Raw genomic sequence first — 23,886 nt, 5'->3', positions numbered from 1 at the left:
TTGCATTTAAAATGCAGGTACAAAACCGGAGATTTCCATGCCCTCGCGACGCCATGTTGCACGTGACATTTCTTATGCCTATTCCGCCGAAACCAAAAGCGGACGGATGGTCATCAAGCTTATGGAAAACACCACAGGCCGCCTGCGCCTTATCAGGCGTGCTGATGGGTACGAAAAAGACGTGGCCAACGGGCGAGATTTCTGGTCGGTCATGGTTGAGAGATACGGTTTGTCTCTGGATGTGGTTGGCGGGTCATTGTCTAATATTCCCCGTGATGGCCCTCTGATTCTGATTGCCAATCATCCATATGGAATTCTGGATGGGTTGATGATGGGGCACATGTTGTCCAGTACGCGTGGGGATTTTCGCATTCTGGCTAACCATGTGTTTCGTAAGGCAGAGGATCTGAATCGGGTCGTTCTGCCGATTTCATTCGACGATACAAAAGCTGCGATGAAGCAGAACCTCGAGACCCGCAAGAAAGCTTTGAACTATCTGGGCGAGGGCGGCGCGATTGGCATATTTCCCGGCGGTACTGTCAGCACAGGGGCAAAGCCTTTCTCGTACCCGATGGACCCGGGCTGGCGTGGCTTCACGGCGCGGATGGTTGCCAAATCAGACGCGACAGTTGTGCCGGTCTTTTTTGACGGTCATACCTCACGCCTGTTTCAGATCGCCAGCCATCTGCACAATACATTGCGCATGGGATTGCTGATCAAGGAATTCAAAAAACGCGTTGATACCCCGGTCCAGGTGGTGATCGGAGAGCCCATCGGCCGCGACGTTCTGGACCCGTTGGCCAAGGATACGCGCAAGATGATGGATTTCTTGCGCAAAGCAACGTATGAGCTGTCTCCAAAGCCACTAAAGTCTTATGACTATGGCTATGAATTTGAGGAACGGCATCGCGCCTAAAGGGGCAAATGGCAGTAGGCATTTTTGATTCTGGTTTGGGCGGTCTGACCGTTCTGAACGCCGCGCAGAAACGTCTTCCCGACGTTGATTTCCTGTATTACGCGGACAGCGCACATGCGCCTTACGGGGTGCGTGATGTGGAGAATATCTATGAGCTGACCCGGGGTGCGGTGAACGACCTCTGGAACCGGGGATGTGATCTGGTGATTCTGGCCTGCAATACGGCCAGCGCTGCTGCTTTGCGGCGGATGCAGGAAGAGGGCGTGCCTCAAGGCAAGCGCGTCTTGGGCGTTTTTGTTCCATTGATCGAAGCGCTGACTGAGCGGCAATGGGGTGACAACAGCCCGCCGCGTGAAGTCGCGGTCAAACACGTCGCTTTGTTTGCGACCCCGGCCACCGTATCCAGTCGCGCGTTTCAACGCGAGTTGGCCTTTCGTGCGATTGGCGTAGATGTTGAGGCGCAGGCCTGCGGTGGGGTCGTTGATGCCATCGAGGAAGGCGACATGATCCTGGCCGAAGCGCTGGTTCGAAGCCATGTGGACGCCCTGAAACGCAAGATGCCAGAGCCTCAGGCCGCAATTCTGGGCTGTACGCACTATCCCTTAATGGCTGAGGCGTTTCAGAAGGCCTTGGGACCCGACGTTGAGGTGTTCAGCCAGGGTGATCTGGTTGCCGAAAGTCTGGCAGACTATTTGCAGCGGCATCCGAATATGCAGGGTGCGGCGAAGGGCGGTTATCTGACCACTGGTAAGCCAGGTGTTGTCAGTGATCGCGCCACCCAGTTCCTCCGACGACAAATAACTTTCGAGGCTGTCTGACTTTGGTCAAAGACGCGGCCTGAAAGAATCCGTAATCCCATGACCGTCACAGTGGCGGGCATGAACAGTGGCATACAGTTTCAAGAGGTCCAAGATGACCCACAAAATCGCAATTCTGGGCGCTTCGGGTTATACCGGCGCTGAACTGGTTCGGTTGATCGACGAGCATCCGAATATGGAAATCGCTGCACTTTCTGCCGAGCGGAAAGCCGGACAGTCGATGGCGCAGGTATTTCCACATTTGCGGCACCTGAAGTTACCGGTTCTTTGCAAAATTTCAGAAATCGACTTTTCAGGGATCGACCTGTGCTTTTGCGCGCTGCCACATAAAACCAGCCAGGAAGTTATCCGCGACCTGCCGAAGGACCTTAAAATCATCGACCTGTCCGCCGATTTCAGGCTACGCGACCCTGAGGAATATGAAAAATGGTATGGCAACCCTCATGCGGCTTTGGAGCAGCAGGAGGAGGCCGTTTACGGCCTGACCGAGTTTTATCGCGATCAAATTCGCACGGCCCGCTTGGTTGCCGGAACAGGCTGCAACGCCGCCACCGGACAATATGTTTTGCGCCCTTTGATTTCGGCCGGCGTCATTGATCTGGATGACATCATTCTGGACCTCAAATGCGCGGTGTCTGGTGCCGGGCGGTCGCTGAAAGAAAACCTGCTGCATGCCGAACTTAGCGAAGGGTATAACGCATATGCTGTTGGCGGTACGCATCGGCATTTGGGGGAATTCGATCAAGAATTTTCTGCCCTTGCAGGGCGCCCGGTCCATGTTCAGTTCACTCCGCATCTGGTTCCGGCAAACCGGGGTATCCTAGCGACTACATATGTCAAAGGTGACCCCACGAGCGTTTATGAAGCGCTTGTGAAAACCTATGAAAGCGAACCATTTATCCAGATGCTGCCATTTGGCGAAACACCCTCGACCCACCATGTGCGCGGCTCAAATTTCTGCCATATCGGCGTGGCCAGCGACCGGATCGAGAGGCGCGCCATTGTGATCGGAGCACTGGATAACCTGACAAAAGGTAGCAGCGGCCAAGCCTTGCAGAACGCTAACCTGATGTTAGGTGAAGCTGAAACTGCGGGTCTGATGATGGCCCCACTTTTCCCATGAGGAACAAATGAAAACGCTCAAGAAACGTCGTCGCGTTCAGATCATCCTTCTGTCAATCGTTGCTTTGGCAGTGTCTACGGCGTTGATCGGATACGCTATGCAGGACGGCATCAATTTCTTCCGCTCACCCAGTGAAGTAATGGCAGAGCCACCAAAACCGACTGAAATATTCCGGATCGGTGGTCTTGTCGAAGAGGGTTCGATCGTGCGGGGGCAAGGGGAAACCGTGCGTTTCGTGGTGACGGACGGTGGCGAAAGTGTGCCGGTCACGTTTACTGGGGTTTTGCCTGATTTGTTCTCGGAAAACCAGGGTATGATTGGTACCGGAAGCTACGTAAACGGAGTCTTTGAAGCCTCAGAAATTCTTGCGAAACACGATGAGACCTATATGCCAAAAGAGGTTGTGGACGCGTTGAAAGAACAAGGTATTTACAAGGAGGCCGGCGAGAGCTGAGCCATAGGCTTTGAGATCGGAATTCGGGCGTTGCGTGGATCGACATGCAGCGCCCTTTCTATTTTAGCTGTATTAACAGAATTGTCCGAGCGTCTGTCTGTCCCAAGTTGGAGAACAGTACATGCAGACGGTTCGGCAGATCGCGGAACAGATAGTTACGCGTGAAGGTGGTTTTGTCGATGACCCCGACGATCCGGGTGGAGCGACAAAATTCGGCGTAACAATCCATACCATGCGCAGATTGCAACTGGACCTGACGCAGGACGGGATGGTTGATGTATCCGATGTAAGGCGGCTGAGCCGGTCGCAGGCCGTTGAAATCTTTATCCGCCACTATTTCTCAAAACCGCGATTACACCTACTGCCTAACATTCTGCAGCCATCTGTTTTCGACATGTACGTGAATTCAGGCGTTCAAGCTGTTAAAATTATGCAATATTTGCTGCGTGAAATGGGGTATCATGTCGTCGTAGATGGCGTTGTGGGCCCGCAGACGGCGCAGGCTTGCAGTGCTGCGTCTGAACCGGACCCTGTCGCGCTGCGGGATGCTTATGGCGTTGCCAGGAGAAACTATTATTTCCGGATAGCGGAACGGCGTCCAGCCTCTCGCAAATATGCTCGGTCCCGGTCTGGGGCAAAAGGTGGCTGGATACGACGCGCCGAGGAATTCCTGTCACCGACCTATCATCTTAGCGACGCAGAGTTTCAAAGGAGGGTTTCTGAATGGGGCTGATCTCGGGAATATTTGCGTTCTTGTTTGGCGAGGGTCGGAATGTCGTGCGTGAAACAACCGAAGTCTTTCGTGAAAATGCTGAGCAGGGCGCTAAACGCGACCTGACGCGACAACAGGGAGTACTGGAACAGTATAGGGCTGAGTTCGAGCGGGTTCAAAAAAGTGCATTTGACCGTTTTATGGATGGGCTCAACCGGCTGCCGCGCCCCGCCATGGCCTTGGGAACATTGGGGCTGTTTATCGCCGCTATGGTCGATCCGCTTTGGTTTGCCGCTCGGATGCAGGGGATTGCGTTGGTACCTGAGCCCTTGTGGTGGTTGTTGGGCGTGGTCGTCTCGTTCTATTTCGGCGCAAGACACCAGACCAAAGTGCAAGATCTGCAGCGTGAAATTTCGGCAACGATGACACGTACTCCGAAAGTTATGGAAAACATCGAAACACTGGCAGAGATGCGGGAACCTTTGATTGGGGTCGCTGATACTGGGACAGATGCAGGCTTGGCCGATGAGGTCCTAAAACCCGATTTCAACCCTGCGCTCGAGGATTGGCGGCGGGGTCGGTCCGCCTGACCCGCGACACTATGTGCGTCCGGCAGAGGCGAAAGTGATTGGTGATTGTCCCTCAACAGGAATATATGCGGGACCATGATTACAGAACTTGGTCACTTCGCGCTGATACTCGCCTTTCTCGTCGCCATCGTTCAGACGGTCATTCCGCTGATAGGGGCGGCGAAACGGTGGACTGGCTGGATGTCCTTTGCAGAAACCGCCGCTATTGCACAGTTTCTGTTAGTCGCCTTCTCTTTCGCGGCGTTGGTCTGGGCCTTTACCACCTCTGATTTCTCATTGCGGATAGTGGTTGAAAACAGCCATTCCGCCAAACCGATGCTGTATAAAATCAGCGGCACGTGGGGCAACCACGAAGGGTCAATGTTACTGTGGGTCCTGATCGTCGCAGTTTTCGGGGCCATGGCCGCTTTTTTTGGCGCAGGGTTACCTCCGACTCTCAAAGCGCGCGTGCTGGCGGTTCAGGCGGCCGTAGGGGTGGCGTTTTACGCTTTTATCCTGCTCACCTCGAACCCATTTGACCGTCTGATTATCGCCCCGTTCGATGGGCGGGATCTCAACCCATTATTGCAAGATCCAGGTTTGGCATTCCACCCGCCGTTTCTGTATCTGGGCTATGTCGGCCTGAGCATGGCATTCAGCTTTGCAGTGGCCGCGCTGATCGAAGGGCGCGTGGATGCCTCTTGGGGGAGGTGGGTGCGTCCCTGGACGCTGGCCGCATGGATTTTTCTGACTATTGGGATCGCGCTTGGATCCTGGTGGGCCTATTACGAGCTGGGCTGGGGCGGGTTCTGGTTCTGGGATCCGGTCGAAAACGCTTCTTTCATGCCGTGGCTATTGGCGGCAGCCCTGTTACATTCTGCTATCGTGGTCGAAAAGCGTGAAGCGCTGAAGAGCTGGACCATCCTTCTGGCGATTATCGCCTTTGGCTTTTCGCTGATCGGGACGTTCATTGTGCGATCGGGGCTTTTGACTTCGGTACATGCCTTTGCCAATGATCCTGAACGCGGCGTGTTTATCCTGATCATTCTTGTGGTCTTCATTGGCGGTGCGTTGACACTCTATGCGGCACGCGCGCAAGCGATGGAGGCCAAGGGCGTGTTTGGTATGGTCAGCCGCGAAAGCGCCCTGGTGCTGAACAACATTCTATTGGCGGTCAGCTGTTTCGTTGTGTTCTTCGGAACCTTGTGGCCGATGGTGGCCGAGATGGCATTTGATCGCAAACTCTCGGTCGGCGCGCCGTTCTTTAATGCGGCGTTCACACCGTTCATGGTTGCGCTGGGGATTGTATTACCGCTTGGTGCAATGCTTCCGTGGAAACGTGGAAAGCTTGGCAAGGCGGCGCATTCGTTGCGGTTCGCATTCCTTCTGGCGGTTGCGCTTGGCTTGCTCGTTTGGGTCATGCAGACCGGTCGCAGCGCATTGGGACCCGTGGGGCTGTTTCTGGGGGCCTGGATCACATTTGGCGCTATTGTGGACCTTTGGAGCCGTACTGGAAGAAAAAACAACCTGCAGCGTCTGTTCAGACTACCCGGTGCCGATTGGGGCAAGGCTGCAGCCCATACCGGACTGGGGGTTACGATCTTTGCCATCGCCGGGCTGACCGCATGGGAGGTCGAGGATATCCGCGTTGCGCAGACGGGGCAGCCTTTCGAGGTTGGCCAGTTCACCCTGACACTTGAACAGGTTCGGAATGTCGAGGGGCCCAACTATTTCTCAACCACAGCCGATGTTAAGGTCGAACAGGCCGGTCGAACAATCGCAACACTGCATCCGGAAAAACGCGACTACCCAGTTTCAAGGATGCCAACAACTGAAGCTGCGATTGACTATCGGTTTCTCAGGGATCTTTACGTCGTCATTGGAGATCAGCAGACAAATGGTGGCTGGGTCGTGCGGACTTATATCAAGCCTTTAGCGAATTGGATTTGGGGCGGGTGCCTACTGATGGCGCTCGGTGGCGTTCTTAGCCTGTGCGACAGGCGTTTTCGCGTTGCGGCAGGCGCGCGCAAGACGCCGACGCAGGGGGTTCCGGCGGAATGAAACGGTTTCTACTGATACTGCTTTTATTGGCAACGCCAAGCATGGCTGTCCAACCTGACGAGGTGCTTGATGATCCGATCCTGGAACAGAGGGCGCGGGATCTGAGTTCCGGCTTGCGCTGTCTGGTTTGCCGCAACGAAAGCATAGACGAAAGCAATGCAGGATTGGCCCGTGACTTGCGCCTGTTATTGCGCGAACGCCTGGTGGCCGGCGATACAGATGGACAGGCGATTGACTTTATCGTTGATCGCTACGGCGAATATGTTTTGCTAAGGCCAACAACGTCAGGATCGAACATCCTTTTGTGGCTGGCCGGTCCGATCATGCTTTTGATCGCTGTGGCGACTGGTTTCAGCTTTTTACGCAAAAGATCGGCGGAACAGGACCGAAGGGAAGGTGACGGCCTCCTTAGCGACGCCGAGAAAGAACGATTACGCGAAATCCTCAAAGATTGACCTTCGGTTCACCTTTTCCTTCATTGGAAATTGAGGCAGGGTCGCAGGCGCAGCGAACCTTGGAGGGGTGGATGGAATACGAAGCGATCCTGTTGGACATTGCGGATGATCTGGCAGTGGTAACTCTGAACCGCCCAGAGAAGTTGAACGCAATGACCGCTCAGTTGCGGGCCGAAGTCACGCACGCGATGAAACACGCTGCCACCCATGCCCGCGCGATTGTTTTGACCGGTAAGGGAAACGCTTTTTGCTCGGGTCAGGATTTAGGTGATGCCTCAAGCACCGGGAAGATTGATCTTGAGCGCACGCTGCGCGACGAATACGAGCCCATGCTTGAAGCAATCTATAATTGCCCGGTTCCAACAATCGCCGCAGTAAATGGCGCTGCTGCGGGGGCAGGGGCCAATCTGGCGCTATGCGCGGATATCGTAATCGCGACGGAGAGTGCTTATTTCCTGCAGGCTTTTGCCCGTATCGGCCTGTTGCCCGACGCTGGAGGCACCTGGTTTATGCCGCGCCAGATGGGGTTCGCCAAAGCCATGGGCGCTGCTCTTTTTGCCGATAAGATCAGTGCTCGACAGGCCGACGACTGGGGCCTGATCTGGGAAGCCGTTCCCGACGCGGAGTTCGAAGCGCATTGGCGCAAGCGGGCCATGTATCTGGCCAAAGGTCCAACCTCAGGGTTTGGCGCCATCAAAAAGGCTATTCGCGGCACCTATGAAAACACTCTGCCGCAACAGCTCGAGGCAGAGGCGCATCTGCAAGGTGAATGTGGCCGCAGCCGAGACTTTTCCGAAGGCGTCGTTGCCTTCATGCAAAAACGCCCCCCGAAATTCGAAGGGCGTTGAGGTTGTCAGGCGCGGCGGCGTTTACGCACGCGCCGTTCCGGAAGGGCGGACTCGCCAGTCCCGTCAGTTGCGGATGAGAACGGGCCCAGCGCGTCTGTGATCTGATCAAGGGTTGGGCGTATACCGGACGGGGCACCGTCAAGCGCAGCTCTCATGTGCCGCAGATGCTCGGGCATTGTGCCGCAACATCCGCCGATAATGCTTGCGCCAGCCTCTCGCGCCATGGTCGCATAATGGCCCATCAGTTCCGGCGTGCCGTCATAATGAATATGTCCATCCACATATTTCGGAATACCGGCATTGCCTTTTGATATCAGCGGCCGTTCCGTACCTTGTGCGACAAATCCAAGGACAGTGCGCAGAATATCAGACGCGCCAGTCCCGCAATTTGCGCCAAAGGCAACCGGCGGGTTAGGGAGCGTTTCAACCAACTGAGCAAAGTCGGCGGATGTGACACCCATCATTGTGCGGCCAGCCGTGTCAAAGCTCATCGTGCCACACCAAGGCATATCGACCAGCGCAAAGGCTTCTGCCGCGGCCCTGAACTCTTCTGGGGCGCTGATGGTTTCGACCCAAAGAACATCGACACCGCCGTCCTTCAATGCCTGCGCCTGTTCGTGGAACATTTCCACGGCATCGGCATGGGACAGGGCGCCAACAGGCTGCATGATCTCGCCGGTTGGTCCGACCGATCCCGCGACGATAACCGGACGGTTGGCTTTGTCAGCAACCTCACGGCCAAGTTCTGCGCCTGCGCGGTTCAGTTCAGCGACCCGGTTCTGAGCCTCGTGCAGTTTGAGACGCGCAGATGTCCCGCCGAATGTGTTGGTCAGGAAAAGGTCGCTGCCTGCGTCCACCGAACCCTGATACAGCGCGCGGATTTTATCCGGTGCATCGACGTTCCAAAGCTCGGGCGCGTCGCCCGACTGCAGGCCCATGTTGAATAGGTTTGTACCTGTTGCTCCATCCGCCAAAAGAGTCGTGTTGGAGTCCAGAAGTTTGCTGAGCGCATTTGTCATAAGAATATTCCGAAACTGGCGAGCCGCGCTAAAATGCGAGACGCCCCGTGTCTCATGACCGGGGCGTCAAATCAAATTCATAAATCTCATGAAGATCATGAATATTGCGGGGAGACCTTAGTTGGTTTCGTTGAGAACCTGTGCTTTGGCCTCGACCAGAAACTCGGCCATTTTTGCACGGATATCGTCATCCGAAGACAGATCCCCGAGATCGCCGGAAACTTTGCGCACGACATCCTCGTGCCCGGTTTCTTCCAGGTCTGAAATCACAACGGATTTTGCGTATTCATCGGCTTCATTACCGGTTTTGCCCAGTTTTTCGGCCGCCCAAAGGCCAAGCAGTTTGTTGCAACGCGCCTGTGCTTTGAACTGCATTTCTTCATCATGGGCGAATTTAGCTTCGAATGCGTTTTCGCGCTCGTCAAACGTAGTCATCAGTTGGACCCCTTGGGTTGGTAGTTCTTTCCTTAATGATATGACGATACGACGATCCGGGTGCAAGGTATTTGCGCTGCGTCAAAGCCTCTCGGTCCTCGGAACTTGCGGGAAGGTGGGGGTTGGACTAAGAGAGCGCCAAGGCGAAGGAACTTTTTCCCTCGCGACAGTCTGGAAAGGTCGCTTATGGCGCGTCGCAAGAAAATTTACGAAGGTAAGGCCAAGATTTTGTATGAAGGCCCTGAACCGGGTACAATCGTGCAGTATTTCAAGGATGACGCCACTGCCTTCAACGCTGAAAAGAAGGACGTGATCGACGGGAAAGGTGTGCTGAACAACCGCCTGAGCGAATACTTTATGAACGGGTTGAATCAAATCGGTGTGCCGACCCATTTCATCCGTCGCCTGAACATGCGCGAACAGTTGGTCCGCAACTGCGAAATCGTACCGCTTGAAGTTATTGTTCGCAATTTCGCGGCTGGCACGATGTCCAAACGCCTTGGCATTGCCGAGGGGACACAGCTGCCGCGCCCGATAGTGGAATACTGCTACAAGGACGACGCGTTGGGTGATCCCCTTGTCACCGAAGAACATATCGCCGCCTTTGGCTGGGCCAGCCAGCAGGACATGGAAGACATTCTTAGCCTCGCATTGCGGGTGAATGATTTCATGAGCGGTGTGATGCTGGCGGTTGGCATTCGTCTGGTCGATTTCAAAATTGAAATCGGTCGCGTCTATGAAGGTGACTTCCAGCGCCTGATCATAGCGGATGAAATCAGCCCAGACAGCTGCCGTCTTTGGGATATCGAAACCGGCCAGAAGCTAGACAAGGACGTATTCCGCCGCGACCTGGGCAGCCTGACCGACGCCTACTCGGAAGTTGCGCGTCGCCTAGGCGTTCTGCCGAAAAGCAATGTGTCCAAACCGACCCTGATCAACTGATCGAAAGCCGAAGAACAACGCAAAAACGCCGCCGATATTGGGCGGCGTTTTTATTTGAGATCGGGTATTTGACAGGGCCGCAGCTTGTCCGGCATTGTTTGTTGAACAAGCGTAATCGGGTGAATAAAAATGGCCGAGCTATTTGATCAGGCAGTATTTTTAAAGTTCCTCGCTGCGCTGCTGGCGATTTTCAACCCGCTATACGGCATCCCGATTTTCCTCAGCATGACCGAGGGGTATAGCCCGCGAGAACGTAAACGCGTTGCAATGGTTGTGACAGCCACGGTTGTGATTGTATCACTGATTTCGGTACTGATCGGCGAAGAAATTCTGGCGCTTTTCGGTATCGACATTCCGTCTTTTCGCATCGCTGGTGGGTTGATCATTCTTGGGGTTGGTATGTCGATGCTGAACGCGTCCGACCGGTCAGAAAGCGATCAGAAAGCCGTTAAAGATGGCGCGCAGAAGAAGAACATTGCGGTTGTTCCCCTGGCTATCCCGTTAACGATTGGGCCCGGCACTATCGCGACAACCATTGTGTTCGCGCATAGTTTGCCCGACGGCGCCGAGGTAGTAACTTTGGGGGCGGCCGTTTTGATTGCCTGCGCTATTGTCGGGCTGGGATTGTTATTCGCTGACCCTATTTCCAGGTTCTTTGGGCCGACAATGATCAATGTGATCACCCGTGTTATGGCCATCATTTTGGTTGCCGTAGCGGTTGAAATGGTTCTGACAGGGACCTTCAACGCAATAGATACGCATTATCCCGCGCTAAAGGGTTCCGAGTAGGTGCTGACAAGGGTTGTCGAACGCCGACAGTCGCGCTATCCCCGCGCACAACGGAACGGGCCTCAAATACCGGCCCTCAGCTGGAGTTGCAGTAAATGAAAGCACGTGTGCATGTGATGCTGAAAACCGGGGTACTTGACCCTCAGGGTGAAGCGGTGCGCCACGCATTGGGTGCCATGGGTTTTGATCAGGTCGAAGGCGTCCGTCAGGGCAAGGTGATTGATCTTGAACTCGCCGAGGGTGCGACGGAATCGGACGTCACCGAGATGTGCGAAAAACTGCTGGCTAACACGGTCATCGAACGCTACGAGATCGAACTGGTCTGAACCGCTTGCAGGAGGGCTAGCCATGCGCGCAGCTGTCATCGTTTTCCCCGGTTCCAACTGTGATCGGGATCTTGCCGTTGCCTTTGAACAGGCCGGATTTCAGGTAGACATGGTCTGGCATAAAGATGCTGCTCTGCCCAAGGGCGTGGACATTGTTGGTGTCCCCGGCGGGTTTTCTTATGGAGACTACCTGCGTTGCGGAGCGATTGCCGCACAATCCCCGATCTGCAAGGCCGTGGTCGACCACACCGAGCGTGGCGGATACGCCGTTGGTATCTGTAACGGGTTTCAGATCCTGACCGAGACCGGAATTCTGCCCGGAGCTCTGCTGCGCAATGCGAACCTGAAATATATCTGTCGTACCGTAGGCCTGAAGGTCGCAACCAGCGACAGTGCCTTTACCCAAGGCTATAGCGCTGGCGAAGTGATCGGCATTCCGATTGCGCATCATGATGGAAACTATTTCGCGGATGAGGCTACATTGTCCACGCTCAGGGATCACGACCGGATCGCATTCACCTATACCGAGAATCCGAACGGCTCGGTTGGCGACATTGCGGGCATTCTGTCTGAAAACCGCCGTGTTCTTGGTATGATGCCGCATCCCGAACGAGCGGCAGACGAAGGGCATGGTGGCACCGATGGAACGGCATTGTTTCGCGCATTGTCGGGCATCGTCGCACCTGCGTGACTTGAGCTTGCATCTTAGCCCGCGTAACTTTCGGGGATGAGTTCCGACACACGCTCTACCTGGTCTGCACTGTTCAAACCGCTCCGCGCTGCGCCTCTTGGCTGGCCTTTGCGCGCGGCTGTTCTGGTGCTTTTGTTGGTAACGGTTGCGACGATATGGATAACCAACAGTCTGCTGACGGATCGGTTTACTGAATCCACGCGAAACCGGGCCGAGCTGCGCCTTGCTCTGTATTCCGGGAACCTGCTGAGCGAGCTGCGCAGAAATGCGATTGTGCCGCAGCTGCTGGCACGGGATCCGACGCTGATCTCGGCGTTGCAATCCAGCGATTTTACACTGTCCACGCAGCGACTTATTTCTTTTGTCGAAGAGATAGGCGCCGCGTCATTGATGCTGTTGGATCGGGATGGCCGGTCTGTGGCCGCAACCGATCGCAATCGTTTGGGCGAGACGCACCGGAACGCGCCGTATTTTGTAGATTCCATTCGGTCAAACTCGACCATCTTCACCGTGATTGAAAAGGAATCCGGTGGTTACAGCTTTATCTATTCGCGCCGGATGGAGGCCTCGTCGGACATCCTTGGGGTCATAGTCGTCGAGGTTGATCTGCAAAAATTTGAGCGCGCCTGGGCAGGTATCTCCGATGCTGTTCTGGTCGCTGACAGTACGGGCACCATTATTCTGTCAACCGAACCGCAATGGCGCGGAGTAGAGGAGGGGGCTGCCATGCTGCGGCAGCCGCCGCAAAGTGCCATCCAGCGCGCTATCAGGGCCACGACCGATTGGACGGCTCTGCCCCCCGACGCCTATTTGCAGGGCGAGGCGGTGATCCGCATGGAGACACGCATTCCATTCCGCGGCTGGACGATGACCTCGTTCACGACCTACGCCTCGATCCGTGAGAAGGTAAACAGCGTTCTTGCATTGGAAATCATGGGTTTTGCGATTCTGTTGGCGCTTGCCTTCTATGCGCTCAGCCGTAGGGCCACGTTCAGAATGGCCTTGTTCCAGCGCGAGTCGGCAGAGCTTCGCGCATTGAACGCAAGGTTACAGCGGGAAATCGCTGAGAGGGAACGGGTTGAAAAGACGCTGGAAGTAGCCGAGCAGACGCTGGCCCAAAGCTCGAAACTCGCAGCCCTGGGCGAGATGTCTGCGGCCGTCAGCCACGAGCTGAATCAACCTTTGGCTGCAATGAAGACCTATCTTGCCGGCGCGCGTTTGCTGCTGCGACGGAACCGCCCCGAAGAGGCGCTGGCCAGCTTTGGCCGCATCGACGGTCTGATTGAACGAATGGGCGCAATAACACGCCAGCTCAAGTCCTATGCCCGCAAGGGTGCGGATGCGTTTTCACCAGTTAACCTTGGCGAAGCGCTCGCTTCGTCCCTCTCCATGATGGAGCCGCAACTGCGACAGAGGCACGTCAAGATTACGCAGATACTGCCGGAAGAAAGCGTACTAGTCATGGGCGACCGCATGCGGATCGAACAGGTGATGGTGAACCTCTTGCGTAATGCCTTGGACGCCACCAAGTCTGTATCGGAACCGGATGTTGAAATCATACTGGCCGCGGGTGACCAGGCGGTGCTGACTGTACGCGATAATGGCTATGGGATTGAAGACATCGAAAACCTGTTTGAGCCGTTCTATACGACCAAACAACCCGGCGATGGAGTCGGTCTGGGGCTTGCCATCTCATCCGGTATCGTGAACGACCATGGGGGACGGCTGACCGCGCGCAACAGCCAGCACGGTGGCGCGGTGTTTGAGATGCAACTGCCGATACTTGGAAGCGATGGCCTTGAGGCCGCTGAATAACGAGGAATGAATATGGCACAGGCCATGAAAATCGCCATTGTTGATGACGAACAGGACATGCGCCAGTCGATCAGCCAATGGCTGGCACTGTCGGGATATGACACTGAAACCTTTTCCAGCGCCGAGGATGCACTGAAAGTTCTGGGTCCGGATTATCCGGGTATCGTCATATCGGACATCAAGATGCCTGGTATGGACGGGATCCAGCTGTTGAAAAAGCTGATGGGCGCGGACAGCACCTTGCCGGTGATCATGATCACAGGCCACGGTGACGTGCCAATGGCGGTCGAGGCCATGCGCGTGGGTGCGTTTGATTTCCTCGAAAAGCCGTTTAACCCGGATCGGATGTCCGAACTGGCCAAACGTGCCAGCAATGCCCGCCGGTTGACGCTGGACAATCGGGCCCTGCGCCGCGAGCTGTCCGGTGGCACTCAGATCATGAACAAGCTCATCGGTGCCAGCCCCGTGATGGAGCGCCTGCGCGAGGATATTCTGGATCTGGGGCAGGCTGACGGTCATGTTCTAATCGACGGAGAAACCGGCACCGGGAAAACCCTGGTTGCACATGCGTTGCACGCTGTTGGCAGTCGCGCAGGCAAAAAATTTGTTCTGGTTTCGTGTGCTGCCCTCGAAGAAGAGGCCTTGGGAAAGCGTCTGTTCGGCCCGATGATGCCAGAAGACAGCCAGTTGCCCGCGATTGAGGAAGCCCGGGGTGGAACTCTGGTTCTGGAGGATGTCGAGGCGCTCAGCGATACGCTTCAGGCGAAACTGCTGAGTGTCATGAACGATCAGGGCACACCTGCCGAAACCCGCATCGTCGCCATTTCTAACCTGCAGGAAGCTGGGAAAACCAGCGAGGACGTTCTGCGCCCTGATCTGTTCTACAGGCTTGCAGCATTGCGGATCACAATGCCGCCGCTGCGTCAGCGCGGTGAAGACATTCTGACCCTGTTCACACGGCTGAGCGAGCAATTCGCTGAAGAATACGGCTGCGATGCACCTCAGGTCAGTGCGCAAGAGGCAGCTCAGCTTTTGCAAGCGCCGTGGCCCGGAAACGTACGGCAGCTGATAAACATCGCGGAACGTGCCGTGCTGCAATCCCGTCGCGGATCGGGGACGATCGCGTCTCTGTTGATGTCTGATCACGAAGAAATGCAGCCCGTGATGACGACCGAAGGCAAGCCGCTCAAGGAATATGTCGAGGCATTCGAGCGGATGCTGATCGACAATACCATGCGGCGACATAAGGGATCGATTGCCTCGGTTATGGATGAACTATGCCTGCCGCGTCGGACATTGAATGAGAAGATGGCCAAATATGGCCTGCAACGTTCCGATTACCTGTGACGGGCTTGAGGCGATGCCTTTGTGGCCCTTTGGGTGATACCAAGTAATGTTTTTAGCTGGATAACCAGATCCCGACCGGTGGTCGGGGTCTTCAATGCAGTTTGCCCATTGTCTTTTCCACAGGACTGCTTTTATTGTAACCAGACGGGCTGGGCGGATTTGGCGCCGAAAAGTCCCGATCTTTGAGATTCGCTGCTACGCCACTGGTGGAGACCAGGTCCCACACTGGCCAAGCAGACCGATTGTGCCCCTTAACGGGGTGATTGAACGCCTGAGCCCGCAGAAAAGCGGGCGAAAGGAATAAATGGGCAGGCAGCGGTTGTTCGCGCCTGTCGGAGAAGAACCGCGATGACGCGCGCGCAACGACTGAGTGTACGGGCAGGGGGCCATAGTGCCAGACCCTGCAGCGCGCCGTCTGAAATCGCCCTGACAAGACACCACCCCAAAAGCACCCATCCTCCTGGACGGGTTAGGACAACGCGTTTGGCGCGGTGCACTAAGGAAACATGGCTAAGAAAATGCTTATCGATGCCACCCACGCGGAAGAAACCCGCGTCGTGGTGGTTGACGGAAACAAGGTCGAGGAATTCGATTTTGAATCCGAAAACAAACGTCAGCTTGCTGGCAACATATATCTAGCAAAAGTTACACGGGTCGAACCCTCGCTGCAGGCAGCTTTTGTTGACTATGGCGGAAATCGCCACGGATTCCTGGCGTTCTCGGAAATTCATCCCGACTATTATCAGATTCCCGTCGCTGATCGCGAAGCTCTGATGGAAGAAGAGCGCGCCTATGCCGAGGCAATGCGTGCGCGTGATGAGGCTGAGGAAACCAAGCCCAAAAGACGCCGTTCGCGCTCGCGCGCCAAGGCTGCCGATATCAAATCGGATGATGCAGTGGAATCGGTCGAAGTCTCGTCCGAACCCACAGGCATGGAAACGATTGACCTGGATGAGAGCGATGAGGCCAATGATCCTTCTGTAGAAGAAGGAACATCTCCGGCCGATCATGTGGCAGAAACTCCTGTAGAAGAGCCGACGGACGAACCGGAGGCGGAAGAAGCAACCGCAGAAACTGAAGACGCGCCTGCGGAAGAAGTCGACCAATCAGATGCTAGCGCTGATCAGGACGGCACGGACAAAGAAGCCGAGGCGCAGGAAAGCACCGCGACTGAGACGGACGCGGATGACGCGACAAGCGCTGAAGCCAACGCCGAGGACGCCCCTGACGAGGCTGGCGAAGACGAAGAAGAAAACACCCGTACGGACGCCACTGCAAAAGACGAGACCATTGAGTCGGTTGCCGACGAAGATGACAGCGAAGACATCCGTCCACCGCGCAAACCGCGCGCGCGCCGGTACAAGATTCAAGAAGTCGTCAAAGTACGCCAGGTTCTGCTTGTGCAGGTCGTCAAGGAAGAGCGTGGCAACAAAGGTGCAGCTCTGACCACTTATTTGTCACTTGCTGGCCGATATTGTGTTTTGATGCCGAACACCGCGCGGGGCGGCGGCATCAGCCGTAAGATTACCAACGCGCCTGATCGCAAAAAGCTTAAGGAAATTGCGGCTGAGATTGACGTCCCGACAGGGGCGGGTCTTATCATTCGGACCGCCGGGGCGAAACGCACCAAATCCGAAATAAAGCGCGATTACGAATATCTGCAACGTATGTGGGAACAGATCCGCGAGCTGACGTTGAAATCCATCGCGCCTGCGAAGATCTATGAAGAAGGCGACCTGATCAAACGGTCGATCCGCGATCTCTATAATCGCGACATCGACGAGGTTCTGGTCGAAGGCGAAGGCGGATATCGCATCGCCAAGGACTTCATGAAAATGATCATGCCGTCGCACGCCAAGAATGTGCAGCGGTACGAAGACGCGCTGCCATTGTTCGCGCGCTATCAGGTGGAAAGCTATCTGGCGGGGATGTTCAACCCGACGGTACAGCTGAGATCGGGTGGCTATATCGTGATCGGTGTGACCGAAGCGCTTGTGGCGGTCGACGTGAACTCGGGTCGGGCAACCAAAGAAGGCTCGATCGAGGAAACGGCCCTGAAGACCAACCTTGAGGCCGCCGAAGAGGTAGCCCGCCAGTTGCGTCTGCGTGATTTGGCCGGCCTGATCGTCATCGATTTTATCGATATGGACGAGCGGAAGAACAACGCCGCTGTCGAAAAACGCCTGAAAGAAAAACTGAAAACAGACCGTGCGCGCATCCAGGTTGGTCGCATATCTGGTTTTGGTCTGATGGAAATGAGCCGACAGCGCCTGCGTCCCGGTATGTTGGAGGCAACGACACAGCCTTGTCCGGCCTGCCATGGCACCGGCCTGATCCGTTCGGATGACAACATGGCGCTGAGCATTCTGCGCCAGATCGAGGAAGAAGGCACGCGCCGTCGCTCACGCGAGGTGCTGGTGCGCTGCCCGGTCAGCATCGCCAACTTCCTGATGAACCAAAAGCGCGAGCATATCGCACAGATTGAAGCGCGCTATGGTCTGTCGGTTCGCATCGAAGGGGATGTGCATCTGGTAAGCCCTGATTTCTCGATGGAGAAGTTCAAGACCGCCAGCCGGATTGTTCCCGAAGCCAGTGCGCCGGTTGTATCGGTTGATGCCACGCTGATGGAAATGGTCGACGCCTCTGAAGAAGAGACCGTCGAAGAAGAAACGCCGCAGGCTGAAGATGAAACCAAACCCAAGCGCAAGCGCCGTCGGCGTCGTCGCAAGAAGGGCAATGGTGGTGCCGAGGGGCAGGATTCTAACGGGCAAGAGGCTGATGAAGATACAGCTGAAGCGTCCGAGGAAGCTGTGAAAGAACCTGCAACAGATGCCGTAGTAGCGGTGGAAGAGACGCAGGAAGAAGCGCCTGCCAAGCCTAAACGCCGCCGGGCTCCGCGTCGCAAGAAGAAGGACGCCGAAGATGCCGAGACGATAACCGAACAGGTCGTCGAAGCTGAACCAGAGGCCAAGGTCGAAGCTGAAACGGAAGCTCCGGCAGAAATCGAAACTGTCGAAGCCGAAGCAGCACCGAAACAGGAAACGGTTTCGGAAACTGCCGTGCCGACAGAAGAAACGCCGGAAGCGGCAGAGCCTGTTCAAGAGGTTGTTGCGGTTGAAGCCACTGAGGAACCAACAGTAGAAGTCACAGAGCCTGTGCTGGAAGTGGTTGCGGATGAACCGGAAACGCCATCGGAGCCTGCCAAGCCAAAACGGCGCGGTTGGTGGTCGTTGGGCCAGTAACTTGAAAAGGCGGGCCTCAGAGCCCGCCTTTTTATTTGACGGGTCTCAAACGGACTTCTGGATGGTGTAGACCTGATGCCCGTCAGATTCTTCCTGTGACAGCAAGCGATGTCCACTTTCCATGCAGAAATGTGGAACATCAATGACTGCAGCGGGATCATCCGCCAGCACTTTCAAGACCGCTCCCGCGGGCATTGACTTAAGCCGTTTACGGGCCTTCAGGACGGGCAGAGGGCACAGCAGCCCCAACGCGTCCAGTGTCTCGGTTTGGTTTGACATGTACCTGAGATATTTCCACTTTCAGACGGTGTCCAGCGTGCAACCACGAGGATGTGACCGAATGGCCCCGTGACGCGGGCGACTTCATGACATATGTGCTGAAACATGTTCGGAATTGATATCATTGACGCAGGGCTGTTGCCCGCCATGTTCATCGCATTGCTCGGTGGGTTGATCAGCTTTTTATCGCCCTGCGTGCTGCCGATTGTGCCGCCCTATCTCGCCTATATGAGCGGCGTCACGATCAACGAGATGCAGGATGAGGTCCGCGCGCGCAGAAAAGCGACACTTTCGGCGCTGTTCTTTGTCATGGGGCTGTCCACGGTGTTTCTGTTGCTTGGCTTCACAGCCTCTGCGTTTGGGGCGTTCGTGCTGCAGAACCAAGTGCTGTTCGCCAAGATCTCAGGCGCGGTGGTCATCATTTTTGGCCTGCATTTCCTGAACGTCTTCCGCATCCCATTCCTTGACCGTGAGGCCCGGATCGAAGCCGGCGACAGCGGCGGGTCTGTCTTTGGGGCCTATATTCTGGGTCTGGCCTTCGCCTTTGGCTGGACGCCCTGTATCGGCCCGCAACTGGGTGCGATCCTGTCGTTGGCTGCCTCCGAGGCATCCGTCGCACGTGGGACATTGTTGCTGGGCGTCTATGCAGCGGGTCTTGGCATACCTTTCCTGCTCGCCGCGATGTTCCTGAACCGATCCATGTCGGTGATGAACCGAATAAAGCCCCATATGGCACTGATCGAGAGGATCATGGGTGGCCTGTTGCTGTTTGTTGGTATCATGCTGATCACCGGCCTGTTCACTGAGTTCAGTTGGTGGCTGTTGGAAGCCTTCCCGGCGCTGGCAAACTTTGGGTAACCCTCTTATCTGACTTACTTTGGCTGTAATGCTGCGCTAACCTGCGTCGCAGAAGGTAAGACCATGAGCAGTCAGACAAATCAACCTCGGGTGAAACGGCGTAGGGTATTCTATATTCCCGGATATGACCCGATCCCCCCACGGCGCTATCGCGAGCTTTACCGCAGTGAAAGCGCAAGACAGGCGGCTATTTCAGGGTATGAAATCTCGGTCTCGCCCAAAACCGGAGAGGGCTTGTATGGATGGCACGTCCATTCGGTTCAGGACGGGGCTGAAGTTCACACAGATGTCGAGGTGCTGGTCTGGTCCGACATCGTACGCTCCAGCATGTCGAACTCGATTGCGGCCACCTATCTGCAGATGCTGCGTACGGCATGGATCTATATCTCGACCGGCGTGTTATGGCGCCTGATGCGATTGCGCAAAGGTCCGGTGATTGCCGCGATTTATCCGATCGTGATGCTGATCGCACAGCTTTTGGTCGCAATGGCTGTGGTCATCGGGCTGACAGTTCTGATTGCGCCGGTCCTGTCTTTGGTGGCGTTGGTTCTGTCTATTGGTGTTGCCTATGTGCTGATGCTGTGGTTCCGGAAGATCGACAACAAGCTGTTCGTCTATTATCTGATGCACGATTACGCCTATTCAGCGGCTTCAGGTGGTAAAACACCTCCTGAATTGGCTGGACGCCTATCGGAGTTCACAAATGCGATTGCCGCAGCTCTTACCGATGAGACGGATGAGGTTCTGATCGTCGGCCACAGTTCCGGCGCTCATCTGGGTGTCACGGTTCTGGCCGATCTGATCCGATCCGGACGGGTGGGCACAGACGGGCCAGAGCTGTCCTTTCTGACATTGGGGCAGGTGGTTCCCATGGTCTCGTTCCTGCCCAACGCATACGATCTGCGCGCGGACCTGAGGTTTCTTTCGAAACGCGAGGACTTGGCTTGGGTCGACATTTCTGCACCCGGGGACGGCTGCGCATTCGCTCTGTGTGATCCTGTCGCTGTAAGCGGGGTCGCGGATGCCGATCAGCGCTGGCCTTTGGTGTTATCTGCCGCGTTTACGCAAACGCTGTCAGCAGAACGGTGGCGCGCCCTGAGGTGGCGGTTTTTCAGACTGCATTTCCAATATCTCTGCGCCTTTGATCACCCGGACAGGTACGATTATTTCCGCGTGACTGCCGGGCCTCTGTCGCTTGGGCATCGGTTCGCCGATCGCAAACCTTCGGGATCCCGGATTGTGCGATCTGTATCCAAGTATGTTTCGGTGCAAGCATGACCCCGCCAAAGCCCACATCGCGGTCAGACAGGGTTTCGCTGTGGCGCTATTTCAGGTTGTTTCGCAAGGACATCCTCTCGGCACAGCCGCAGCGATTGTACCGCGCATGGATGGCCGAGTTTAAGACGCCGTTCTTTCGATCATATCTGACGAACCAACCAGAACTTGTTGAAACCGTTCTGAAAAAACGCCCCGATGATTTTCCGAAATCAGACCGTATTGGCGAGGGTCTGCGGCCGTTGCTGGGGAATTCGGTCTTTCTGACCAATGGTGAAAACTGGAAACGCCAGCGCCGGGTTATCGACCCGGCGTTTGAGGGCGGGCGCCTGAAAGATACCTATCCGGCCATGGTTCAGGCGGCAGAGGCCTGCGTCGCGCGTCTGCTCGGACAGGCCGGTTCTGTCATCGAGTGCGAAGAGGTCACCAGTCACGTCGCCGCGGATGTGATCTTTCGAACGCTTTTTTCTGTACCGATTGAAGACCGCGTTGCGTCTCAGGTTTTTGAGAAATTCCGAACCTATCAAAGAGAGCAACCGCTGTTGAATTTGGCGGCGTTTCTGCCTCTGCCCAAATGGATGCCGCGGCTACATTCCAGAAAAACTCGCAAGACCGCGCGTGAAATCAGGACGCTGATCACCGAAATGACCGCTCAACGCGCGAGGATGATTGAGGCCGGGCAGGCGCCGCATGATCTGGCGACAAAGATCATGACAACGGCTGATCCCAAGACCGGCAAGTGTTTTGACACGCAGGAGATGGTTGATCAGGTGGCGATCTTCTTTCTGGCAGGCCACGAGACCAGCGCTTCTGCGTTGGCTTGGGCGTTGTACCTTTTGGCGACCCACCCGGATTGGCAGGACAAGCTGGCGGCCGAGGCGCAAGGGCTGGACCTGTCCGATTTTACCTCCGTATCGCTGTTGAAGCTCAGCCGCGACGTGTTTCGCGAAACGCTGCGATTGTACCCCCCGGTCCCGATGATGGTGCGAGAGGCCACATGCCGCGAAACCTTCAGGGGCCGGGCGATTAAACCGGGCTCGCAGATAGTTATCAGCCCGTGGCACCTGCATCGGCACGAACGTCTGTGGGCAGACCCCGACGGGTTCGACCCCTCTCGCTGGGCCAAAGGCAATGAGGAAAGCTGTCCCAGAGAGGCTTTCATCCCATTCTCGGCCGGGTCGCGCATTTGCATCGGTGCCGGATTTGCAATGGTCGAAGGTCCGCTATTGCTGTCGTCACTACTGCGGAAGTTCAGGTTCGAAATCTCGGACACGCCAGAGCCGGTTCCGGTGGCTCATCTGACCGTCAGATCCAAAGATGGAATTTGGTTGCGCCTGGTTGAGCGCTAACAAACTACCATCGGCATGCTCCATGCTGTATGCGGTTGAAAAACGCGGAATCATTTCGAACGGGAAAGTCATATGTCCAAAACACTACAGCGCGAGCAGATGTCCAACGGTGCCGGTTTTATTGCAGCACTGGACCAAAGTGGCGGCTCGACCCCCAAGGCGCTGGCGCTTTATGGGGTAGACGCGTCAGAATACGGCTCGGACGCAGAGATGTTCGGCGAAATCCAGAAGATGCGCGCGCGTATCATTCTGGCGGATGGCTTCACAAACGACAAAGTCATCGGCGCGATCCTGTTCGAACGCACGCTCGGCGAAGAGATTGATGGCCGTAAAGTCGCAGATTTTCTTTGGAACGTAAAAGGCATTGTTCCGTTTCTGAAGATCGACAAGGGCCTCGAGGATGAGGCCGATGGCGTTCAGGTCATGAAACCGATCCCCGGTCTTGCCGACACTTTGGCTAAAGCCGAAGGCGTTTTCGGCACTAAGGAACGTTCCGTGATCCATGAGGCCAACGCCAAAGGCATCGCAAACGTTGTCGCGCAGCAGTTCGATGTAGCGCGTGAAGTCGTTGCCGCCGGGTTGGTTCCGATTGTCGAGCCCGAGGTGAACATCAACTCGACCACCAAAGCCGAAGCCGAAGCAATTCTAAAATCGGAAATCTTGCAGAACCTAGATCAGTTGGATGATGGTCAGGATGTCATGCTTAAGCTTACCATCCCCAGCCAGGCTAATCTGTATGACGATCTGGCTGACCACCCCAGAGTTTTGCGGGTCGTAGCCCTGTCCGGCGGATATTCGACCGAACAAGCCTGTGCTCTGCTGGCGCAGAATAGCAAGATGATTGCGTCTTTCTCTCGTGCGCTGACCGAAGGACTGTCGAAAAAGCAGTCAGATGCCGAATTCAATACGGCCCTCGGCAGCAATATCGATAAGATTTCTCGCGCCTCTGCCTAAGCTGCGCTATTCCGGTTTAGTGAAATCGCGGCGCATCTGCGCCGCTTTTTCCCGCATAGAGCACTCGGTCGCATGATCGTTTACAAGACCCATGGCTTGCATGAATGCAAAAACCGTGGTCGGGCCCACAAATTTCCATCCCCGCTTTTTAAGGTCTTTGGACATGGCAATAGATTCAGCCGAAGTTGAGGCTGTTTGTGGCGCTGGCGGTGAACTGGCCTCATAGCGCCAGACATAAGCTGCAATCGACCCCTCAGCTGCCACCAGCTCCTGGGCGTGCCGGGCGTTGTTGATGACTGCTTCGATCTTTCCGCGGTGCCTGACAATGCCTGCATCCAGCAAAAGACGGGTGACATCTGCCTCATCAAACTTCGCTATTGCGTTGTAATCAAAATGTTTAAATGCTTTTCGAAAGTTCTCGCGTTTGGAAAGAATGGTGCGCCAGCTGAGGCCGGACTGAAAGCTTTCAAGGCACAGCTTCTCAAACAAACGCTGATCGTCGCTGACCGGATAGCCCCATTCATTGTCGTGATAGTCGAAAAACTCTGGCGCAGACTGACACCATGCACAACGCGGTTGACCGTCTGGGCCGGTAACTGTTTCGCTCAT

24 protein-coding genes are annotated in these 23,886 nt (G+C 55.7%); 20 read left to right on the top strand and 4 right to left on the bottom strand.

Annotated elements, in window-relative coordinates; all coding sequences use genetic code 11:
• Positions 1-37 precede the first annotated feature (37 nt).
• The 9 genes from AC2FJV_RS02790 (at position 38) to AC2FJV_RS02750 (ending at position 7,956) form a co-directional block, all read left to right on the top strand.
• On the top strand, positions 38-916 hold the full coding sequence (locus tag AC2FJV_RS02790) for a lysophospholipid acyltransferase family protein (protein ID WP_271946941.1): 879 nt from the start codon (positions 38-40) through the stop codon (positions 914-916).
• Positions 917-924: 8 nt separating this feature from the next.
• Positions 925-1,734: a glutamate racemase gene (gene murI / locus AC2FJV_RS02785; RefSeq protein ID WP_271946944.1), complete on the top strand. Its 810-nt coding sequence runs from the start codon at positions 925-927 to the stop codon at positions 1,732-1,734.
• A 94-nt stretch (positions 1,735-1,828) separates the two neighbouring features.
• Positions 1,829-2,857 carry an N-acetyl-gamma-glutamyl-phosphate reductase gene (gene argC / locus AC2FJV_RS02780; protein WP_281994660.1) on the top strand — a complete coding sequence of 343 codons (1,029 nt, stop codon included), beginning with the start codon at positions 1,829-1,831 and terminating at the stop codon, positions 2,855-2,857.
• Positions 2,858-2,864: 7 nt separating this feature from the next.
• Positions 2,865-3,311 (top strand): cytochrome c maturation protein CcmE, encoded by a 447-nt coding sequence (ccmE, locus tag AC2FJV_RS02775; protein ID WP_281972148.1) that lies wholly within the window; start codon positions 2,865-2,867, stop codon positions 3,309-3,311.
• 121 nt (positions 3,312-3,432) lie between these two features.
• Positions 3,433-4,044, top strand: coding sequence for a holin-associated N-acetylmuramidase (locus AC2FJV_RS02770; RefSeq protein ID WP_496712543.1), 612 nt, complete (start codon positions 3,433-3,435; stop codon positions 4,042-4,044).
• Positions 4,035-4,613, top strand: a complete 579-nt coding sequence (locus tag AC2FJV_RS02765; RefSeq protein ID WP_496712538.1) for a holin family protein — start codon at positions 4,035-4,037, stop codon at positions 4,611-4,613. The genes AC2FJV_RS02770 and AC2FJV_RS02765 overlap by 10 nt, the downstream gene beginning before the upstream one ends.
• A 75-nt stretch (positions 4,614-4,688) precedes the next feature.
• A complete protein-coding gene (locus AC2FJV_RS02760; RefSeq protein ID WP_496693202.1) occupies positions 4,689-6,653 on the top strand; it encodes a heme lyase CcmF/NrfE family subunit in 1,965 nt (654 codons plus the stop codon).
• The gene (locus AC2FJV_RS02755; RefSeq protein WP_142633979.1) at positions 6,650-7,108 is read left to right on the top strand and encodes a cytochrome c-type biogenesis protein; all 459 of its coding nucleotides are present in this window, start codon (positions 6,650-6,652) and stop codon (positions 7,106-7,108) included. The genes AC2FJV_RS02760 and AC2FJV_RS02755 overlap by 4 nt, the downstream gene beginning before the upstream one ends.
• Before the next feature lie 71 nt (positions 7,109-7,179).
• Entirely contained in the window at positions 7,180-7,956 is a 777-nt protein-coding gene (locus AC2FJV_RS02750) for an enoyl-CoA hydratase-related protein (RefSeq protein ID WP_142633977.1), read from the top strand.
• 5 nt (positions 7,957-7,961) lie between these two features.
• Here the strand turns inward: AC2FJV_RS02750 and bmt are convergent, their stop codons facing one another.
• Both bmt and AC2FJV_RS02740 read right to left on the bottom strand, forming a co-directional pair.
• Positions 7,962-8,975 (bottom strand): betaine--homocysteine S-methyltransferase, encoded by a 1,014-nt coding sequence (gene bmt / locus AC2FJV_RS02745; protein ID WP_271946964.1) that lies wholly within the window; start codon positions 8,973-8,975, stop codon positions 7,962-7,964.
• A gap of 117 nt (positions 8,976-9,092) precedes the next feature.
• Positions 9,093-9,410, bottom strand: coding sequence for a DUF1476 domain-containing protein (locus tag AC2FJV_RS02740; RefSeq protein ID WP_142633973.1), 318 nt, complete (start codon positions 9,408-9,410; stop codon positions 9,093-9,095).
• A 186-nt stretch (positions 9,411-9,596) separates the two neighbouring features.
• On the opposite strand from AC2FJV_RS02740, the gene purC reads away from it, so the two are divergent.
• The 7 genes from purC (at position 9,597) to AC2FJV_RS02705 (ending at position 18,562) form a co-directional block, all read left to right on the top strand.
• Positions 9,597-10,352 carry a phosphoribosylaminoimidazolesuccinocarboxamide synthase gene (gene purC, locus AC2FJV_RS02735; protein ID WP_271946969.1) on the top strand — a complete coding sequence of 252 codons (756 nt, stop codon included), beginning with the start codon at positions 9,597-9,599 and terminating at the stop codon, positions 10,350-10,352.
• A 129-nt stretch (positions 10,353-10,481) separates the two neighbouring features.
• The gene (locus tag AC2FJV_RS02730; protein WP_496712534.1) at positions 10,482-11,141 is read left to right on the top strand and encodes a MarC family protein; all 660 of its coding nucleotides are present in this window, start codon (positions 10,482-10,484) and stop codon (positions 11,139-11,141) included.
• 95 nt (positions 11,142-11,236) lie between these two features.
• Complete coding sequence (gene purS / locus AC2FJV_RS02725; RefSeq protein ID WP_142633967.1) at positions 11,237-11,467, top strand: phosphoribosylformylglycinamidine synthase subunit PurS; 231 nt, start codon at positions 11,237-11,239, stop codon at positions 11,465-11,467.
• A gap of 22 nt (positions 11,468-11,489) precedes the next feature.
• A complete protein-coding gene (gene purQ, locus AC2FJV_RS02720; protein WP_496693201.1) occupies positions 11,490-12,158 on the top strand; it encodes a phosphoribosylformylglycinamidine synthase subunit PurQ in 669 nt (222 codons plus the stop codon).
• Between the two features lie 36 nt (positions 12,159-12,194).
• Positions 12,195-13,973 (top strand): sensor histidine kinase, encoded by a 1,779-nt coding sequence (locus tag AC2FJV_RS02715; RefSeq protein WP_281994657.1) that lies wholly within the window; start codon positions 12,195-12,197, stop codon positions 13,971-13,973.
• Between the two features lie 12 nt (positions 13,974-13,985).
• Positions 13,986-15,320, top strand: coding sequence for a sigma-54-dependent transcriptional regulator (locus AC2FJV_RS02710; RefSeq protein ID WP_142633961.1), 1,335 nt, complete (start codon positions 13,986-13,988; stop codon positions 15,318-15,320).
• Between the two features lie 506 nt (positions 15,321-15,826).
• Positions 15,827-18,562, top strand: a complete 2,736-nt coding sequence (locus tag AC2FJV_RS02705; RefSeq protein WP_496712532.1) for a ribonuclease E/G — start codon at positions 15,827-15,829, stop codon at positions 18,560-18,562.
• Between the two features lie 45 nt (positions 18,563-18,607).
• On the opposite strand, the gene AC2FJV_RS02700 is transcribed toward AC2FJV_RS02705, so the two are convergent.
• Positions 18,608-18,841 carry a sulfurtransferase TusA family protein gene (locus tag AC2FJV_RS02700; RefSeq protein ID WP_271946987.1) on the bottom strand — a complete coding sequence of 78 codons (234 nt, stop codon included), beginning with the start codon at positions 18,839-18,841 and terminating at the stop codon, positions 18,608-18,610.
• 105 nt (positions 18,842-18,946) lie between these two features.
• Here AC2FJV_RS02700 and AC2FJV_RS02695 point away from each other — a divergent pair, with 105 nt between their 5' ends.
• From AC2FJV_RS02695 to AC2FJV_RS02680, 4 genes are all read left to right on the top strand, one after another.
• Positions 18,947-19,699: a cytochrome c biogenesis CcdA family protein gene (locus AC2FJV_RS02695; protein ID WP_281994656.1), complete on the top strand. Its 753-nt coding sequence runs from the start codon at positions 18,947-18,949 to the stop codon at positions 19,697-19,699.
• A 63-nt stretch (positions 19,700-19,762) separates the two neighbouring features.
• Complete coding sequence (locus AC2FJV_RS02690; protein WP_496687983.1) at positions 19,763-20,977, top strand: hypothetical protein; 1,215 nt, start codon at positions 19,763-19,765, stop codon at positions 20,975-20,977.
• Entirely contained in the window at positions 20,974-22,323 is a 1,350-nt protein-coding gene (locus tag AC2FJV_RS02685) for a cytochrome P450 (protein WP_496712529.1), read from the top strand. The genes AC2FJV_RS02690 and AC2FJV_RS02685 overlap by 4 nt, the downstream gene beginning before the upstream one ends.
• 72 nt (positions 22,324-22,395) lie before the next feature.
• Complete coding sequence (locus AC2FJV_RS02680) at positions 22,396-23,277, top strand: fructose bisphosphate aldolase (protein WP_496712524.1); 882 nt, start codon at positions 22,396-22,398, stop codon at positions 23,275-23,277.
• A 6-nt stretch (positions 23,278-23,283) separates the two neighbouring features.
• On the opposite strand, the gene AC2FJV_RS02675 is transcribed toward AC2FJV_RS02680, so the two are convergent.
• Positions 23,284-23,886 carry a DNA-3-methyladenine glycosylase I gene (locus AC2FJV_RS02675; protein WP_496712522.1) on the bottom strand — a complete coding sequence of 201 codons (603 nt, stop codon included), beginning with the start codon at positions 23,884-23,886 and terminating at the stop codon, positions 23,284-23,286.

The organism is Ruegeria sp. CDSA241 (assembly GCF_059611265.1).
This window is presented reverse-complemented; position numbering and strand designations above follow the sequence as displayed.

Coding starts and splice junctions, on each gene's coding strand:
- AC2FJV_RS02790 (WP_271946941.1), top strand. CDS start 38: ATGCCCTCGCGACGCCATGTTGCACGTGACATTTCTTATGCCTATTCC.
- murI (WP_271946944.1), top strand. CDS start 925: ATGGCAGTAGGCATTTTTGATTCTGGTTTGGGCGGTCTGACCGTTCTG.
- argC (WP_281994660.1), top strand. CDS start 1,829: ATGACCCACAAAATCGCAATTCTGGGCGCTTCGGGTTATACCGGCGCT.
- ccmE (WP_281972148.1), top strand. CDS start 2,865: ATGAAAACGCTCAAGAAACGTCGTCGCGTTCAGATCATCCTTCTGTCA.
- AC2FJV_RS02770 (WP_496712543.1), top strand. CDS start 3,433: ATGCAGACGGTTCGGCAGATCGCGGAACAGATAGTTACGCGTGAAGGT.
- AC2FJV_RS02765 (WP_496712538.1), top strand. CDS start 4,035: ATGGGGCTGATCTCGGGAATATTTGCGTTCTTGTTTGGCGAGGGTCGG.
- AC2FJV_RS02760 (WP_496693202.1), top strand. CDS start 4,689: ATGATTACAGAACTTGGTCACTTCGCGCTGATACTCGCCTTTCTCGTC.
- AC2FJV_RS02755 (WP_142633979.1), top strand. CDS start 6,650: ATGAAACGGTTTCTACTGATACTGCTTTTATTGGCAACGCCAAGCATG.
- AC2FJV_RS02750 (WP_142633977.1), top strand. CDS start 7,180: ATGGAATACGAAGCGATCCTGTTGGACATTGCGGATGATCTGGCAGTG.
- bmt (WP_271946964.1), bottom strand. CDS start 8,975: ATGACAAATGCGCTCAGCAAACTTCTGGACTCCAACACGACTCTTTTG.
- AC2FJV_RS02740 (WP_142633973.1), bottom strand. CDS start 9,410: ATGACTACGTTTGACGAGCGCGAAAACGCATTCGAAGCTAAATTCGCC.
- purC (WP_271946969.1), top strand. CDS start 9,597: ATGGCGCGTCGCAAGAAAATTTACGAAGGTAAGGCCAAGATTTTGTAT.
- AC2FJV_RS02730 (WP_496712534.1), top strand. CDS start 10,482: ATGGCCGAGCTATTTGATCAGGCAGTATTTTTAAAGTTCCTCGCTGCG.
- purS (WP_142633967.1), top strand. CDS start 11,237: ATGAAAGCACGTGTGCATGTGATGCTGAAAACCGGGGTACTTGACCCT.
- purQ (WP_496693201.1), top strand. CDS start 11,490: ATGCGCGCAGCTGTCATCGTTTTCCCCGGTTCCAACTGTGATCGGGAT.
- AC2FJV_RS02715 (WP_281994657.1), top strand. CDS start 12,195: ATGAGTTCCGACACACGCTCTACCTGGTCTGCACTGTTCAAACCGCTC.
- AC2FJV_RS02710 (WP_142633961.1), top strand. CDS start 13,986: ATGGCACAGGCCATGAAAATCGCCATTGTTGATGACGAACAGGACATG.
- AC2FJV_RS02705 (WP_496712532.1), top strand. CDS start 15,827: ATGGCTAAGAAAATGCTTATCGATGCCACCCACGCGGAAGAAACCCGC.
- AC2FJV_RS02700 (WP_271946987.1), bottom strand. CDS start 18,841: ATGTCAAACCAAACCGAGACACTGGACGCGTTGGGGCTGCTGTGCCCT.
- AC2FJV_RS02695 (WP_281994656.1), top strand. CDS start 18,947: ATGTTCGGAATTGATATCATTGACGCAGGGCTGTTGCCCGCCATGTTC.
- AC2FJV_RS02690 (WP_496687983.1), top strand. CDS start 19,763: ATGAGCAGTCAGACAAATCAACCTCGGGTGAAACGGCGTAGGGTATTC.
- AC2FJV_RS02685 (WP_496712529.1), top strand. CDS start 20,974: ATGACCCCGCCAAAGCCCACATCGCGGTCAGACAGGGTTTCGCTGTGG.
- AC2FJV_RS02680 (WP_496712524.1), top strand. CDS start 22,396: ATGTCCAAAACACTACAGCGCGAGCAGATGTCCAACGGTGCCGGTTTT.
- AC2FJV_RS02675 (WP_496712522.1), bottom strand. CDS start 23,886: ATGAGCGAAACAGTTACCGGCCCAGACGGTCAACCGCGTTGTGCATGG.